12 protein-coding genes and 1 pseudogene are annotated in these 16,660 nt (G+C 40.2%); 10 read left to right on the forward strand and 3 right to left on the reverse strand.

All coding sequences use genetic code 11. The features are described 5' to 3' along the window. The first annotated feature begins 1 nt into the window (after position 1). The 6 genes from AC07M3_RS00735 to AC07M3_RS00760 all read left to right on the forward strand — a co-directional run bounded on the left by AC07M3_RS00735 (position 2) and on the right by AC07M3_RS00760 (position 7,474). The gene (locus tag AC07M3_RS00735) at positions 2–913 is read left to right on the forward strand and encodes an SDR family NAD(P)-dependent oxidoreductase (RefSeq protein WP_494566214.1); all 912 of its coding nucleotides are present in this window, start codon (positions 2–4) and stop codon (positions 911–913) included. A 2-nt stretch (positions 914–915) separates the two neighbouring features. Further along, a complete protein-coding gene (locus AC07M3_RS00740) occupies positions 916–1,377 on the forward strand; it encodes a MaoC family dehydratase (protein ID WP_307009532.1) in 462 nt (153 codons plus the stop codon). A gap of 9 nt (positions 1,378–1,386) precedes the next feature. Further along, positions 1,387–3,210 (forward strand): acyl-CoA dehydrogenase, encoded by a 1,824-nt coding sequence (locus AC07M3_RS00745; protein WP_494566215.1) that lies wholly within the window; start codon positions 1,387–1,389, stop codon positions 3,208–3,210. Between the two features lie 212 nt (positions 3,211–3,422). Next, complete coding sequence (locus tag AC07M3_RS00750; protein WP_494566216.1) at positions 3,423–4,796, forward strand: long-chain fatty acid transporter; 1,374 nt, start codon at positions 3,423–3,425, stop codon at positions 4,794–4,796. A gap of 68 nt (positions 4,797–4,864) precedes the next feature. After that, positions 4,865–6,505 (forward strand): AMP-binding protein, encoded by a 1,641-nt coding sequence (locus tag AC07M3_RS00755; RefSeq protein ID WP_494566217.1) that lies wholly within the window; start codon positions 4,865–4,867, stop codon positions 6,503–6,505. 84 nt (positions 6,506–6,589) lie between these two features. After that, positions 6,590–7,474 (forward strand): bile acid:sodium symporter family protein, encoded by an 885-nt coding sequence (locus AC07M3_RS00760; protein ID WP_494566218.1) that lies wholly within the window; start codon positions 6,590–6,592, stop codon positions 7,472–7,474. Between the two features lie 262 nt (positions 7,475–7,736). Here the strand turns inward: AC07M3_RS00760 and AC07M3_RS00765 are convergent, their stop codons facing one another. Then, on the reverse strand, positions 7,737–8,861 hold the full coding sequence (locus AC07M3_RS00765; protein ID WP_494566219.1) for an NADH-dependent flavin oxidoreductase: 1,125 nt from the start codon (positions 8,859–8,861) through the stop codon (positions 7,737–7,739). 260 nt (positions 8,862–9,121) lie between these two features. On the opposite strand from AC07M3_RS00765, the gene AC07M3_RS00770 reads away from it, so the two are divergent. Then, positions 9,122–9,502: a winged helix-turn-helix transcriptional regulator gene (locus tag AC07M3_RS00770; protein ID WP_092705926.1), complete on the forward strand. Its 381-nt coding sequence runs from the start codon at positions 9,122–9,124 to the stop codon at positions 9,500–9,502. 221 nt (positions 9,503–9,723) lie between these two features. On the opposite strand, the gene AC07M3_RS00775 is transcribed toward AC07M3_RS00770, so the two are convergent. Next, a complete protein-coding gene (locus AC07M3_RS00775; RefSeq protein ID WP_494566220.1) occupies positions 9,724–10,641 on the reverse strand; it encodes a LysR family transcriptional regulator in 918 nt (305 codons plus the stop codon). A 96-nt stretch (positions 10,642–10,737) separates the two neighbouring features. On the opposite strand from AC07M3_RS00775, the gene aptA reads away from it, so the two are divergent. The 3 genes and pseudogenes from aptA to AC07M3_RS00790 all read left to right on the forward strand — a co-directional run bounded on the left by aptA (position 10,738) and on the right by AC07M3_RS00790 (position 15,241). Next, entirely contained in the window at positions 10,738–12,120 is a 1,383-nt protein-coding gene (aptA, locus tag AC07M3_RS00780; protein ID WP_494566221.1) for an omega-aminotransferase AptA, read from the forward strand. A 54-nt stretch (positions 12,121–12,174) separates the two neighbouring features. Further along, positions 12,175–13,740 (forward strand): CoA-acylating methylmalonate-semialdehyde dehydrogenase, encoded by a 1,566-nt coding sequence (locus tag AC07M3_RS00785; RefSeq protein ID WP_494566222.1) that lies wholly within the window; start codon positions 12,175–12,177, stop codon positions 13,738–13,740. A gap of 109 nt (positions 13,741–13,849) precedes the next feature. Beyond that, positions 13,850–15,241, forward strand: a pseudogene (locus AC07M3_RS00790) (amino acid permease). Positions 15,242–15,295: 54 nt separating this feature from the next. Here the strand turns inward: AC07M3_RS00790 and AC07M3_RS00795 are convergent. Beyond that, positions 15,296–16,495, reverse strand: coding sequence for an OmpP1/FadL family transporter (locus AC07M3_RS00795; RefSeq protein ID WP_494566223.1), 1,200 nt, complete (start codon positions 16,493–16,495; stop codon positions 15,296–15,298). Positions 16,496–16,660: the final 165 nt, after the last annotated feature.

The following is a 16,660-nucleotide window of genomic DNA, read 5'->3' on the forward strand; positions in this document are numbered from 1 at the left end:
CATGACAATTAATTTAAGCAATCGAGTGGCTATTGTTACAGGTGCTGGCGCTGGTCTAGGGCGAGAACATGCACTATTACTGGCTCGTTTGGGTGCAAAAGTGGTCGTGAATGATCTGGGTAGTGATGTAAACGGAAAGGGCGGCTCAACCATGGCGGCCCAAAAAGTCGTGGATGAAATTATTGCAGCGGGTGGCGAGGCGATGGCAAATGGTGCTTCAGTCACTGATTTTGAACAAGTTCAACAGATGGTAGATGAAACTATTGCCCGCTGGGGTCGCATAGATATTTTAGTTAATAATGCTGGAATTCTCCGAGATAAAACCTTTAGCAAGATGGCTTTAGAAGATTTCCGTACAGTAATTGATGTACATCTCATGGGAGCCGTAAATTGCACTAAAGCTGTATGGGATATCATGCGCGAGCAGAAATATGGTCGTATTGTCATGACTACTTCATCCTCAGGTTTGTATGGCAATTTTGGGCAGTCCAACTACAGTGCTGCAAAAATGGCATTGGTTGGGTTAATGCAGACGCTTGCCTTAGAAGGTGAAAAATCTAATGTTCGGGTGAACTGCCTAGCACCAACAGCAGCAACTCGTATGCTTGAAGGGTTGTTACCTGAAGAAGCACTAAAAGCCCTTGCACCAAGCGCTGTCAGTCCTGCAATTGCGGTTTTAGTTGGCGAAGATGCACCTACCCGTATGATTCTTTGTGCTGGTGCTGGTAGCTTTGAGGCAGCACACATCACCCTCACACAAGGGATTTATTTAGGTACAGATGAACAAGTTCCTCATGTTTTAGCACAACGTTTAGCTGATGTTTCAGACCGAACAGATGAGTTTGTGCCTGTCAGAGGGGGCGATCAGGGCGAGCTTGAGCTGAAAAAGGCTTCATTAATGGCAGGAGAATAATTTTGACAAAAAATACATTAAGCATCGAGCAACTCTTTGAGTTACAAGGCAAGGTACTCGGTAGCTCAGAATGGATTGCAATAGAGCAAACCATGATCAATACCTTTGCTGATGTAACACTGGATCGTCAATTTATTCATGTGGATGAAGAAGCTGCTCGTCAAACTCCTTTTGGTGGCACGATTGCGCATGGTTTCTTAACCCTATCTTTGCTTTCAGCCATGGCCGCCCAAGTCATTCCTACTGTACAAGGGCAGCAATCTGCTGTGAATTATGGCATCAATAATTTACGTTTCATCAGCCCTGTACATAGCGGTAAGCGTGTGCGTGGACATTTTCATTTAAAAAATGTTTCCGAGAAAAATAAGGGTGTTTATCAACTGATCATGGAAGTCAGTATCGAAATTGAAAACCAAGCCAAGCCGGCACTTGTTACAGAGTGGCTTACACTTGTGAATGTATAGGAATAAACCATGAGCAATGAATTAATTCTCTCTCGTCGTGATGTAGATTTTTTGCTATTCGATTGGCTAAAAGTTGAAGAACTTAGTCAACGCAATTCTTTTGCAGGACAGGACCGTTTTGAATATACGTCTGTTTTAAACGTTTACGAGGCTTTGGCAACCGATTTATTTGCTCCTCATAATAAAAAAAATGACAGTAACGAACCTGTTTTTGATGGTGAACGTGTGACGGTCAATCCTGAAGTCGGAGTCGCGCTTAAGGCCTTTGCTGATGCGGGTTTGATGAGTTCAGCTTTTCCATCAGATTGGAATGGTATGAACTTACCCAATACCATTGAGCGTGCAGGTATGGCATATCTACTCGGTGCCAATCCAGGAACAGCAGGCTACGCCTTTTTAACCATTGGTAATGCAAATTTATTAATGGCCCATGGTGAACCTGAAAAAGTGAAACCCTATGTCAACGCCATGATGGAAGGTAAATGCTTCGGAACGATGTGTTTATCTGAACCACAAGCAGGTTCAAGTCTTGCTGATATCCGTACACGTGCGATTAAAACAGAAGATGGTCGTTATCGCTTGTTTGGAAACAAAATGTGGATTTCAGGTGGCGAGCACGATATCTCTGACAATATTGTTCATTTAGTTTTGGCAAAAATTCCAGATGAAAATGGACAATTACCAGCAGGTGTGCAAGGCATTTCATTGTTTACTGTACCGCGAAAAATACTCGATGAAAATGGACAGCCAAGCGAACGCAATGATGTGGTGCTGGCTGGAATTAACCATAAAATGGGCTATCGGGGAACAGTCAACTGCGTGCTGAATTTTGGGGAAGGTCGTTACACACCCCAAGGAGAAGCAGGTGCAATTGGTGAACTAGTTGGCGAAGCTGGTAAAGGGCTGGCCTATATGTTTCATATGATGAATGAAGCTCGAATTTCGGTTGGACTTGGGGCAGCAGCATTGGGATATACAGGTTATCTGCATGCTTTAGATTATGCAAAAAACCGAGTACAAGGTCGCTCTCGTAGCGAACGTAATCCAAGTTCTCCACAAATCCCGCTCATTCAACATGCAGATGTCCGCCGTATGCTCTTGGCGCAAAAAGCATATGTCTCAGGTGCGTTGGCACTGTGCCTATATGCAGCCCGATTAACCGATGATATCCACTCACTTGAAGATGCCGAGCAGCGTAATCAAGCCAATCAATTACTTGATCTATTAACTCCGGTGGTGAAAAGCTGGTCTTCTGAATGGGGACTTGTAGCAAATGATTTAGCAATTCAAGTTCATGGTGGCTACGGTTATACCCGTGAATATAATGTTGAACAGTTTTATCGGGACAATCGACTTAACCCAATCCATGAAGGAACATTTGGTATTCAGGCACTCGATTTATTAGGACGAAAAACTCGTCTTAATCAGGGACTGTCGATGAAGCTATTACATGAAAAAATCATGAATACCATTACGCAAGCCAAAGCAGAGCCTTCGTTAAAGGATCATGCAGATCACTTAGCTCAAAAGTGGCAACTCATCCAGAATGTAACAGAAAAATTACATGCCTTAACCGATGTAGAACTCCAACTGGCAAATGCCGCCAATTATCTGGAAGCCTTTGGGCATCTTGTGGTGGGGTGGTTATGGCTTGATCAAGCAGTAGTCATTCATAAACTCATGCCAAATTCAACAGACCCTGATTTTCTGCGTGGGAAGCTTGCCGCGTGTGATTATTTCTTTGGTTGGGAAATGCCAAAAATTATAAGTTGGTTAGCAGTGCTTGATCCGGTAGAGACAACTCCACTTACTATGTCGGAAGAATGGTTCTAGTAAGAACCATTCCTTAAACGCGCCGTTGAATAGGCAAGAGAAGAACCTAAGTTTATTGAAGATGCGTTATGTCCGGTATCAATGGGAGATGTGGAATCAGCCAGTTTATTTGAAGTTACCTAATAAGAACCACCACGTAGAAACAAACTTCGGGCGTTCGGTATAAGAGCGCTCTAATAAGTAAAAATAAAAAATCTAGGACGGATTAAAAGATGGAAAAGAAAACTTTAGTCATGGTAATGGCTTCATTTTGTACGAGCCCACTCTATGCAGCAGCATTTGATCGAACAGGACAATCAATTTCTGCATTTCTACAACCTGATAATTATTTTGAGGCAAGTTTATCTGTTTCAGACACTTCGTTAGAAGGACAAGAAGCGGGTACGAACCCAACGCGTAATGCTATTTCTGATATTGCAAATTCTGATTATCGCCCCAGTGCAGCTTTGAAATTACAGTTAGCCCCGCAGTTTTCATTTGGCTTTCTTTATGATCAGCCATTTACTTCCGACTCAGAATATTATGGAAAGAACAGCTTTGTTGCTACCCCGAACGATACGGTTTTAGTACCAGGCATTAATTCTGCAACACTTGCCCAAAAGACAGGTAGAGAAGTCGTAACAGGGAACACCAAATCGAATTTTGTTATGCAAAATTTCAGTCTGATTTTTGGTTATCAACCGAATAAAAACTGGAATTTTTATGCAGGACCTGTTTATCAAACTTTTAAAAGTAACGTCAATTTAAGAGGTCAAGTTTTCAGTTTATATAATGGTTATGACTTTGATGCCAAAGAAGTTGGAGATTGGGGATGGTTGGCAGGATTTGGTTATCAAATTCCTGAAAAAGCCATTAAAGCCTCATTGACCTATCGTTCAGAAATTCTGCATGAAGTGACTGCCAATGAAAATGCGCCCATGGTTGATATGTTAAGTACGCAACAAGGTCGTGATTTTCTTGATCAGCATTTGGCGTATATGGTTTCTATGGGGCAACTCACTGAATCACGTAAAGAAGCACTGAATCGTATTGTTGCGGGCTTACCAGATGCAGGAACGTCAGGTCCAACTAAATTTAGAGCACCAGAGTCAGTGAATTTGGAATTTCAGACCGGATTACGCAAAGGCACTTTATTGTTTGGTAACGTGCGTTGGGTTAACTGGAATGATTTTGAGTTTAAACCGTATAGTTTTGGCGAAATCTCAGAAGTTGTTGGGGTTCTATCAACACCAAGTCGTCCAAATGGTTTTAATCTGGTTCGCTATTATGACGATCAATGGTCTGCCAATCTTGGAATTGGGCAACGTCTAAGTGATAAATGGTCAGGTTCAGTTTCTGTTGGTTGGGATTCGGGTGCAGGAGAGCGTGTGTCTACAGGTGGGCCAGCGAAAGGTTATTACAATGTCGGTCTTGGTGCGCAATATAGTCCAACTTCAAAATACTTTATTTCAGGTGGAATGAAGTATCTATGGCTTGGGGATGCCAAAGGTCAGCTTGGTGCTCAGGCAGGCAGTGAATATTATGTCGGTGAATATAAAAATAACTATTCAATTGGTTATGGTTTGAAAATTGGTTATAAATTTTAACTTAACAATAATGACATAGATGACACAGAAGAAAATCGAAATTCCTCTCTATCATAAAGGACGATAAGATGACAAATCAGATCTGGTTAGATGAATATAAGCAATGGAATATTGAAAGTACGATTACTTTGCCTGATGAACAAACTTCACTTCTCGATTTTTGGGACAACAGTTTTAATAAGTTCCAGCAAAGAAATGCGTTCATATTTGCAGATAAATCTTTTTCTTATGCTGAAATCGATTTATATAGCCGACAAGTAGCAACATTCTTACAAAGTTTAGGGCTAGAAAAGGGTACACGTGTTGCCGTAATGATGCCCAATATTATTCAATACCCGATTATTTCACTTGCCGTGATTCGCGCAGGTTACATTCTGGTCAATATTAATCCACTCTATACCGCACGTGAATTAAAGCATCAATTAAATGATGCAGGCGCAAAAGTCTTATTTATATTGGAACAGTTTTTACCTGTTTATGAGGCTGTCAAAGAGCAGGTGTCGGTTGAGCATATTATTACCACCACAATGACTGAAATGTTAGTCGAACAACCTGCTGAATTAGACACATCAGATTTAAAAAACTATAGTTTTAAGCAAATCTTATTAAAGGTAAATGCCCAAGACTATATACGCCCTGAACTTGTTCTTAATGATACTGTGCTTTTGCAATATACGGGTGGAACAACAGGTGTATCAAAAGGTGCGGAATTAACCCATAGAAATATTGTCGCCAATTTATTACAAAATAATGTGGTTTTTAAAAGCTACTTTGGTGACCGAGATGCTCTTGAAGATGAAATAGCGATCTGTGCTTTACCGCTTTATCATATTTTTGGTTTTACTGTGTGTTTATTGCACAGCGCAATGAATAAAGGTTATGCCACTGTTTTAGTTCCAAACCCGCGTGATTTAGACGCTCTCGTGCATTGTTTTGAAAAATATCATCCTACGGTTTTTCCTGCTGTAAATACTTTATTTAATGCACTGCTTAATCATGAAGGCTTTAATAAATTGGACCATAGCCGTTTAGAAATTACCACAGGCGGCGGTATGGCAATTTTGAAATCCACTGCCGATGGATGGGAAAAACTGACAGGACGTATTATCCGTGAAGGATATGGCTTATCAGAAACCTCACCAGTTGCTACCTTTAACCCGCCCATCTCTAATCTTTTTAGTGGCACGATTGGTATTCCTGTACCAAGTACGGATATTGCTATTTTGGATGATGAAGGTAATCAATTAGCACCCGGTGAAACTGGAGAAATTGCAATTCGTGGCCCACAGGTCATGAAAGGTTACTGGAATTTGCCTGAAGAAACTAAAGCAGTCATGACCGATGATGGTTTCTTTAGAACCGGTGATATTGGTTTCATGAATGAAAAAGGCTATACCAAAATTATTGACCGTAAAAAAGACATGATTTTAGTTTCAGGTTTTAATGTTTTTCCAAACGAAATTGAAGAAGTTTTGGCTCAACATCCAAAAATTTTGGAAGTCGCCGTGGTTGGCATTGCAGATGAAAAATCGGGTGAAGTGCCTAAAGCCTTTATTGTTAAAAAAGATGACTCTTTATCGGTTGAAGAAATCCAGACCTATGCAAAAGAAAACCTGACAGGCTACAAACAACCACGCTATATTCAATTTATTAATGAATTACCCAAGTCGAATGTGGGTAAAATTTTAAGAAAAGAACTAAAGGTTTAATAAGAATTTTTAATTTTTTAATTAAAAACATAAGCGTATGGGACTAGAAGGTCCATCAATAAATGGAAAAAAAGGAATGAGATTATGGGTTCAGGATTAATTACCGTATTTTTACCAATTGCACTTGCAATTATTATGGCTGGTTTAGGTCTAGAGCTGACCGTAAATGACTTCAAACGTGTACGACAACACCCCAAAGCAGTCTTTATCGCATTATTTTGCCAACTGGTTATTTTAGTCAGTATTGCTTTTATTATTTGTAAGATTCTTGCTTTACCACCATTGCTCGCTGTGGGATTAATGCTACTTTCTGCGTCACCGGGCGGGCCAACTGCTAATTTATTTAGTTATCTCTATAAAGGTGATATCGCTTTAAATATTACTTTAACGGCTATAAATTCGGTGATTGCTGCCTTTACACTTCCATTAATTGTGAATTTTGCAATACAACACTTTATGGAAAATGGACAAAACGTAGGATTGCAATTTTCTAAAATCATACAAGTTTTTCTAATTATTTTAGTGCCCGTGGGTATTGGGATGTTAGTCCGTCATTTTTCACCGCATATGGCTGAAAAGCTCAATAAACCTGTGCGTATTTTTGCTATTGTTTTTCTCGTATCCATCATCATATTGGCAATTGCGCGGGATTACCAAAATCTGATGACGTATATTGGGCAAATTGGATTGGCAACTTTGCTGTTCTGCGTATGTAGTTTAATTGTTGGCTATTTTGTTCCACGATTATTCGGTGTAAATAGCTTTCAGGCAAAAGCTTGTGCGTTTGAAATTGGGATTCATAACAGTACCTTAGCCATGACTATTGCGTTTACAGTAATGGCAAGTAGTACGGCCGCTATGCCAGCAGCAGTTTATTCATTATTTATGTACATTGTTGCAGCAATTTTTGGCACATTGCTAAATCGTCTAGAAAAGAAAGAGATGGCACAAATATCAACTACCACCTAAAGTGAAATCAAAGCATCTTTAGTAATATCTATCAAATAAAGATATTTAACCTACAACCAGATGTTTATATTTTGAATTAAAAGAGGAGGCCAATACCTCCTTTTTTAATTCTCAAGACCGAATATGTTGATGGCTCAGTAAATGCCGTTATTCTCTGAACTGGCTTCCATCAAAGGATATAAAAAATATAAGTCTTTGTTTCCGTAAGGGCGTTCACCACCAGCTTGATGGTAGCCAAACTGGTGCGTAGTCTAAGTAATCCTTATTGCTTCAAAGGAATCCAGCCAGGCATGCCTTGAATGATGGCCCAAAGCTTCTGTGGGATCTTGAGTGCATCTATCTTGGTCGGATCAAGTTCGATGTTCACTTCCTGTTCTTTTTTAAGATGATCAACCCAGTCTGGATTGATAATCAGTCCGCGTCCAACCGAAACCATAGATAGTCCAGTAACCAGTGCTTGTTTGGCTTGATCGGGGGTCAGGATGCCACCCGCGGCCAAAACAGGCACACGGTCGTCGACCTGATTAATGATGCGACTAATAATGGATGGTCCTGTTGGATCGTCGATAGGGCAGTCAGTCAACATGTTAGCCAAAGAGACATGAATATAATCGACCCCGAGGTCTAACAATTGGTCAATAAAAGTAAGAGTTTGGTCAATACGGTAACCTTCATCGACTGTCTCTTCAGGGGAAAGGCGGACACCGATAGCAAATGGGCGGTCAGCATAATTGGCTATGACGCGCTTGATTTCTGCAACGACGGCTAATGGGAACCTCATGCGATTTTCTAATGAGCCACCCCATTCATCGGTGCGTGTATTGGTAGCTGGCGACAGAAAATTTTGCAAAAGAAAACCGTGGGCGCCATGAACTTCTATACCGTCAAAACCCGCCTCAATACCGCGTCTTGCTGCTTCACCGAATGCCTTGATCATCTGCAAGATTTCATCGCTTGTCAGTGCCCGAGGTGTCAGCGGTGCCATGAAAGGAGTAGCTTTCGTCAAGATAGCGCTCGAGCTCACCACATCTGCATCGGCAATGAGATGAGGCAGTGCCTTGTTGCCTGCATGAAATAGCTGAAGAATGGCTGGTGCGCCACCACTCTTTGCAGCGTCAGCAAGCCGTTTAAGGCTTGGAATATAGCTGTCGTCAGCTGCAGAAAACTCATTTGTGAACCCAATACCATTAGCGGTGACTTGGGCACAGCCGCTAATGACCAAACCCACACCTTTAACGCGAAGACGGTAATAGGCTTCCTCTTCATCCGAGATTTGAAAATCATCAGTGCTTGACCAAGTTGTCATTGGCGACATCACAATACGATTGCGAAGAGTTATGCCTGAAGCAAGCTTAAGAGGATGGAAGAAGTTATTCAGAATAGACATCAAATAGACTCTAAAAATGTGTAAGTCTTAATGGTATATATTATAAACCTAGTGTCAATTAGGTACTTTAAGTAGACTAGGTATACTCACGTAAACCACCTCAAACTTTATTTTCATAGTAATTACTTGCCACACTGTATGATGTGACTCTCAATCAAGCTGGCTAAGCAAGTGGATTGAGAGCTTGTTGTTCAAGCGTTTAGATTGGTATAAAATTTAAACCTAGTACCACATTGGTGTGTAGTTGTTCGGGGAGAGTCATGGAACATTCGATGTTAGTTATTGAACCGCAGTGTTTTTCATCAGATTGCCCAAGCAGAGCCTTATTTGATCAAATTGCAGATAAATGGTCGATGATGGTATTGGCTGTTTTAGAGGATGGTCCACATCGTTTTAATGCGATTAAGCGTCGGTTGGAAGGTGTTACACAAAAGGCTCTGACCCAGTGTCTGCGCCGTTTGGAGCGTAATGGACTTATTTCCCGCCATGTGATTTCGTCTCCACTCGCTGTTCAATATGAAATCACACCTCTGGGCAATACCTTGCAGCAACCCTTACGACAACTGCATGCGTGGACAATTGATAAGCTTCCAATGGTTGAACACGCTCGAAATGCATTCGATCTGCAAAATTCGGTATGAATAATTTCCAACCGAGTTCATATCCTAAGAAATAAGCTAATTTTTACTGAGGAGGTGGGGTAAAACTACAACTACCTCTAGGTTGTGAATTGTCTTCAATGCATCTGTAAACTACTGACTATTTTTTAGCAGTATCAATAGAAACTAAAACAGATAAATAAGGCATATTTTAAATATAAAAATGCCATGTTTGAGCTTAATAAATTAAAAAAGATAGATTTTTAATTATTTACGACCCGCTTCTTAAGCATATCCATAAAAGTTTTTAAAATAATATTGTGGTTTTTGCCTTTATGGGTAATTAAGCAAATGGGAGTGCTGTAATGCATTTTTTCCTTTGAAACGGCTTGCATAAAACCATCTTCAACCCATTTTTTTGCATAGTGGTCGGGTAAAAAACCTAAGAATTTTCCCGTTAAAATCAGAAATGCAATTCCTTCACGGTCACTTGCAGTCGCTTTACAGTCTAAAAGCTGGTGCAATTTTGCTGCTTCTGGTGTGATGGCATAATTGGGGAGTACCGCTTGCCAGGTTTTTAACTCATCTAAATCCATCTTGCTACATTTGCCAAACAAGGGATGGTTTTTACCGCAATACAAAAATGAACTTTCACTATATAAATCAAAATATTCTAGGCCAGATAAAGGGGTAACAAGAGGAATTGCTCCAGCATGTAAACGGTTATCTAGCACACGGCACTCAATATCTGAAAGTGTGCTCATACTAATGTTAATAATTACTTCAGAATGTTCTTCGGCGAGTTGTGCCAGCGTATTGGTAATGTAGCCACTTGGCATGGTCACGAGGTTATTAATAATACCTATATTAAATTCGCCTTTTAGACGGTTATGCATTTGATTAACTTTAGAGCGAAAGTCTTCGATAGATGCGGTGAGCACTTCTATATATTCTAAAATTTCCCGTCCTTCATCCGTCAGGGCAAACCCTGCACGGCCACGTTGGCATAGCCGGATGCCCAGACGATTTTCTAAATCACTCATATGCAGACTAATTGCAGAACGGCTAATGCCAAGAATACTTTCGGCAGAGGTAAAACTATGACAGTCACAAACCGTCTTAAATATTTTAAGTAATTTAATATCAAAATCAGTGACTTGATTTAATTTTTTAGGTTTCATTTAGTTTTGTTTTTTTAAATCTAAACTCAAGATAATTTGAATTTATCAAAACTATAGTGCTATGTACACTCAAAAAATAGCCTCAAAACAAGAAGAGTGATTATGTTTGATATCGACAAATTAACTGATGGTGATTTTGCATCAGAAACCGTTCAATCAAATGCTCAGATGAGCTTAAATTATCAAGCGCATTGGATGCCATTTTCTGCAAATCGTAATTTCCATAAAGATCCACGCATGATTGTTGGTGCTAAAGGGTCTTATTTAATTGATAACGCAGGCCGCGAAGTCTACGACTCTTTGTCGGGCCTTTGGACTTGTGGTGCAGGACATACGCTTCCAGAAATTCAGCAAGCCGTGAGTACTCAGTTAGCCAAACTTGATTACTCTCCGGCATTTCAGTTTGGTCATCCATTATCGTTTCAGTTGGCTGAACGAATTATTCAGCATATGCCTGAAAAATTGCAGCATGTGTTCTTTACCGACTCAGGTTCAGAGTCTGCCGACACTGCAATTAAAATGGCGCGTGCCTATTGGCGAATTAAAGGCAAACCAAGCAAAACCAAGTTGATTGGGCGCGCACGTGGGTACCATGGGGTCAACGTTGCAGGAACCAGCCTTGGAGGCATTGGTGGCAATCGTAAAATGTTTGGTCAGCTCATGGATGTAGATCATTTACCGCACACCTTGCAGCCCGATTTAAGTTTTACCAAAGGCTGTGCTGAAACAGGTGGTGTAGAACTTGCCAATGAAATGCTTAAGTTAATTGAGTTACATGATGCATCGAATATTGCCGCTGTCATTGTAGAACCAGTTTCAGGTTCGGCAGGGTGCATTGTGCCACCGACTGGTTATTTAAAACGCTTAAGAGAAATCTGCGACCAACACGATATCTTGCTGATTTTTGATGAAGTCATTACTGGTTTTGGACGAATGGGTAAATGGACGGCTTCAGAATATTTTGACGTTACGCCAGATATTTTAAATTTTGCCAAACAAATTACCAACGGCGCTATTCCACTGGGTGGCGTGGTGGCAAGCCATGAAATTTATGACGCCTTTATGCAGCAAGATTTACCTGAACATGCGGTTGAGTTCACCCATGGTTATACCTATTCGGCGCATCCGGTGGCTTGCGCGGCTGCTTTAGCAACACTCGATGTTTTAGAGAAGAAAAATTTAATTCATCAATCGGCTGATTTGGCTCCAAGCTTTGAAAAACTTTTACATGAATTAAAAGGCGCTCCAAACATTCTTGATATACGCAACTGCGGGCTGATTGGTGCTGTGCAATTAGCACCACGCGATGGTGATGCGACAATTCGTGGTTTCGAAATTGGCATGCAACTTTGGAAAGCGGGTTTCTATGTCCGTTTTGGCGGAGATACGCTTCAGTTTGGTCCAATGTTTAATAGCACGGAAGTAGAGTTGCAACGACTCATGAACGCCGTGGGTGAAGCAATTTACCAAGTCAAATAACACTGATCGACTTAGAACTTAATTGGAAAAGATGAATAGACACAAGGAATAAAGATGAACACTTTAGAGAATTTTGATAGTAATGCAGTTACGAACACAGATACAAATTCAAGTCAGCAAGCCATTAAAGTGGTAGGGCATTTTATTGATGGTGGCCTAGTGACTAAAACCACCAAGAAACAGCCGGTTTATAATCCAGCGACTGGTGAGAGTACTAAAGATGTTGCACTTGCAGATAAAGAGCTGGTCAACCAAGTGGTTCAAATTGCAGAGCAAGCTTTTCCTGCATGGCGTGATACACCAGTAATTAAGCGTGCACGTGTGATGTTTAAATTTAAGCAATTACTTGAAGAAAATGCTGACAAGCTTTGCGAGCTGATTGGTGAAGAACACGGAAAAATTTGTCACGATGCAAAAGGTGAATTACAACGTGGTATTGAAAATGTTGAATATGCATGTGGCGCGCCTGAGTTTTTAAAAGGTGAATATTCGAAAAATGTTGGGCCAGATATTGATTCATGGAGCGAATTTCAACCGCTAGGTGTGGTTGCCGGAATTACGCCTTTTAACTTTCCAGCAATGGTTCCATTGTGGATGTTCCCAATGGCGATTGTTTGCGGTAACTGTTTTATTTTAAAGCCTTCAGAAAAAGCGCCGTCGGCTGCGTTATTTCTAGCGGAGCTATTAAAACAAGCAGGGTTGCCTGATGGTGTTTTCAATGTTGTAAATGGTGATAAAGAAGCTGTTGATGCATTATTGCATCATCCAAAAATTCAAGCGGTAAGTTTTGTCGGATCAACCCCAATTGCAGAGTACATTTATCGTACAGCAACGGCGAATGGTAAGCGTTGCCAGGCATTAGGCGGGGCCAAAAATCACGCCATTATTATGCCAGATGCAGATATTGATAATGTGGTGACTTCCTTGTTAGGTGCTGCATTTGGTTCATCTGGCGAACGTTGTATGGCACTGTCCGTTGCTGTTGCAATTGGAGATGAAGTTGCAGATGTTGTGATTGAAAAATTAAAACAAGAAATGAAGCAATTGAAGTTTGGTCACTATGCAGATGAGCGTAATGATTTCGGACCGCTCATTACGCAAGCACATAAAGATAAAGTACAAGCTTTTATTCAAAGTGCAGAGCAACAAGGTGCTAAAATTGTTGTGGATGGTCGTGATGCAAAACCAGCAGGTTATGAGAAAGGTTTTTTTGTTGGGCCAACTTTAATTGATCAAGTTTCACCAGAAATGACAAGTTACCAGCAAGAAATATTTGGTCCTGTTTTACAGGTCATTCGTGTTCAAACCATGCAAGATGCAATGCAGCTCATTAATGACCATGAATATGGCAATGGAACGTGTATCTATACTCGTGATGGTGAAGCAGCACGCTATTTTACCAGCAACATTCAAGTCGGTATGGTTGGGGTCAATGTGCCCCTACCTGTGCCAGTTGCTTATCATAGTTTTGGTGGCTGGAAACGTTCATTGTTTGGTGATTTATATGCTTATGGGCCAGATGGTGTGCGTTTTTATACACGCCGTAAAACCATTACTCAACGTTGGCCTTCGACACAAGTCCGTGAATCCAAACAATTTGCTATGCCTACATTAAATTGATGAATAAAAAGGGAAAACTCTGATTTTCCCTTTTTTGTTTCGTACAAATTGGAGAAGTACATTTTTAAGACGGTTTTAAAATCAGTTTGTCAATTTGAAGGAATCGAATATGAACAATGATAAAACAACAAAATTAGGTGAAGGACTTTCTAATCGACATGTCACCATGATTAGTATCGGTGGTGTTATTGGTGCGGGTTTATTTGTAGGTTCTTCTGCGGCAATTGCAAAAGCAGGACCAGCCGCCGTACTCGCTTATATAATTACAAGTATTTTAGTTTTTCTGGTTATGCGCATGCTGGGCGAAATGGCCGTAGCACAACCAGATACAGGTTCATTTTCTACATATGCCCGTAAAGCAATTGGCCCTTGGGCTGGGTTTACCATCGGGTGGTTATATTGGTGGTTTTGGGTACTGGTTATTCCAATTGAAGCCATTGCTGGAGCTGAAATTTTACATGCTTGGTTTCCGCAAATTTCTAGTGCCATTTATGCGTTTGCCTTTATTATTTTACTCAGCCTAGCTAATTTTTTTAGTACCAAAAGTTTTGGTGAATTTGAGTTTTGGTTTGCCCTCATTAAAGTCGTTGCAATTGTAGTATTTATCATCATCGGGGCAATGGCTGTATTTGGCATGTGGCCTTTAGCAAAAAATGTGAGTGGTGTCGGCAATCTGTTTTCAAATGGTGGTTTTATGCCACATGGCATGGGCGGGGTTGTATCGGCCATTTTAATCTCGGCATTTTCATTTTTTGGAATCGAAATTCTTTCTATTGCTGCAGCTGAATCTAAAAATCCGGAAGAAAAAATTAAACGAGCGACCAATTTAGTGCTCTACCGAATTATTTTATTCTTCGTTGTTTCTATTTTTCTTGCAGTTGCTTTGGTCGATTGGCGTTCGCCAGACTTACAAAAATTTGGCACTTTTCAGTTTGTGTTAATGAGCCTGAATGTTCCTGAGACTAAACTGATTATGGATGCTGTCGTTTTTATTGCAGTTGCAAGTTGTATGAATGCCGCAGTTTATACCTCATCTCGTATGTTATTTGCCTTAGGGACACGTTAAGAAGCACCGAGAGTTGTGACAAAAATTAATGGAGCGGGCGTACCGACTTCGGCTGTGTTTTTATCTACTTTGATTGGTGTGGTCTGCTGTGCGGTCAACTATATGTTTCCAGGCCAAGTCTTTGGGTTTTTGCTCTCAACAACTGGCTCAATTGCGTTACTGGTGTATCTGGTGATTGCATTTTCACAATTGCGTTTAAGACATAAATGGGAAAAAGAGGGTACAGCGGTATCTTTTAAAATGTGGTTGTTCCCATGGTTAACTTGGTTTGTGATTTTAGTCATTATGACCGTTTTAGGTTATATGTTCTTATCACCAGCCTATAGTTATGAAACTACTTTATCTTTGGGCGTAACTTTGCTTGTGGTTGTTTGCGGGTTGTTCGTCACGCGAAAGCATAAAGCAACCAGAGCGGTTGCCATGAATTTAGATTAATTAAAAAGTTTTTACATATGAAAGGACGGGAAAATACCGTCCTTTCTAAAATTTCTAATGATTAGATTTATTTTGATAAGACAGTTTTAATCCAAAAACAATACTGTCGTTATTTGTAAATCTTCCAACAATATCACCATTTTGGCGTTTAGCTTCAGCATCTCCGAGCCATAAATATTTGCCGCCAAATGAGATAGCCCATTCGGGTAAAAAATGATATTGGAATCCAAGTCCGACTCCCCAATAACCATTAATTGGACCTAATGCATTTGCAGGGTCTCCAAGGCCTGAGTCCCAATTAATTGATGTGGATAGGACAAACTTTTCAGTCATTTTTCGAGCCAATCCAATTTGTGCAGACCATTGATCCTTCTCATAACTAATTAATGGAAACCCAGTATGGTCGGGACTCGCTGGTGCAGTTCGCTCTGCTAATTTGGCAGGCTTTAACTCGAAATCTTTCCATGGTACCCAACGGACATTTGCAGTTAATAATGTTGTTTTATTCAAACCTGTTTGAAAATCAAAATTAATCGATTCTGGAGAGGTAAATATTACAGGTGAAATGTAAATATCATTACTTAATGCGCTAAATTGTTCTGTGCCTTCGGTTTTATGTCTGATTTCTGAACGATAGGTCAGGGCTGCTTTTAACCCTAATTCAGGCTTTTTAATATTTAATCCTATGACCCAACCAGTAGCATAATCTGAGTCTAGGTCAGCATTGTAATTTGCCATACCTTTATAAATGTGCCCACGTAATTGTACTTTACCTTGTATCTCTTCAATCGCAGGCCCTGCATAAATACCTAAATATTCATTAATATTCAGGCCAACTAAACCAGTCAAATTATGACTACTCAACGTAGCATTAGTTCCTTGTGCTAGGTGATTTACAGGCTGAGAGACAAAATCATTTTGGCCATGATGTTGAAGATCAATACTAAAGGGTTGGTCATAAAGAAGGCCAACACTAATATTTTCATTTAAATCAGTTTTTAATCCGCCTCTGAGGGATGAGTAGTTGTTGGTAATATTCGGAATATGTTGTGGATTTCCATGAGAACTTAGACCAGTATCTTGCCCACTTATTTGGGGAATAACATAGTTATAAGAAACGGAAGCATAGGTACCATCTTGAAAAAAATCAGTCACTGGCTGTCCAGATCTATCCAAAGCAGCAGCAGATGCTGTATTCATAAATGGTGATGTTGCTAAAATAAGTAACGAGTAACGAGTAATGCGTGAATACATGAGAGCCTCAAATTCCTTTTGGGGCATACAACATTCTAATTAATTTTTTTTATTAGAACGCTGTATGAATATCATCAATATAGTGATTTCAAGCTAAGTACTTATGCTTGATTTAGTGTTTATGAATTCTTTCCTTTAATCTTCTCCTAGTGAGTTATTCATTTT

The organism is Acinetobacter sp. GW821-FHT09D10 (genome assembly GCF_059416285.1).

Excerpts from the sequence above, each read along its gene's own strand:
- AC07M3_RS00735 (WP_494566214.1), top strand. The coding sequence starts at position 2 with ATGACAATTAATTTAAGCAATCGAGTGGCTATTGTTACAGGTGCTGGC.
- AC07M3_RS00745 (WP_494566215.1), top strand. The coding sequence starts at position 1,387 with ATGAGCAATGAATTAATTCTCTCTCGTCGTGATGTAGATTTTTTGCTA.
- AC07M3_RS00750 (WP_494566216.1), top strand. The coding sequence starts at position 3,423 with ATGGAAAAGAAAACTTTAGTCATGGTAATGGCTTCATTTTGTACGAGC.
- AC07M3_RS00755 (WP_494566217.1), top strand. The coding sequence starts at position 4,865 with ATGACAAATCAGATCTGGTTAGATGAATATAAGCAATGGAATATTGAA.
- AC07M3_RS00760 (WP_494566218.1), top strand. The coding sequence starts at position 6,590 with ATGGGTTCAGGATTAATTACCGTATTTTTACCAATTGCACTTGCAATT.
- AC07M3_RS00765 (WP_494566219.1), bottom strand. The coding sequence starts at position 8,861 with ATGTCTATTCTGAATAACTTCTTCCATCCTCTTAAGCTTGCTTCAGGC.
- AC07M3_RS00770 (WP_092705926.1), top strand. The coding sequence starts at position 9,122 with ATGGAACATTCGATGTTAGTTATTGAACCGCAGTGTTTTTCATCAGAT.
- AC07M3_RS00775 (WP_494566220.1), bottom strand. The coding sequence starts at position 10,641 with ATGAAACCTAAAAAATTAAATCAAGTCACTGATTTTGATATTAAATTA.
- AC07M3_RS00785 (WP_494566222.1), top strand. The coding sequence starts at position 12,175 with ATGAACACTTTAGAGAATTTTGATAGTAATGCAGTTACGAACACAGAT.
- AC07M3_RS00795 (WP_494566223.1), bottom strand. The coding sequence starts at position 16,495 with ATGTATTCACGCATTACTCGTTACTCGTTACTTATTTTAGCAACATCA.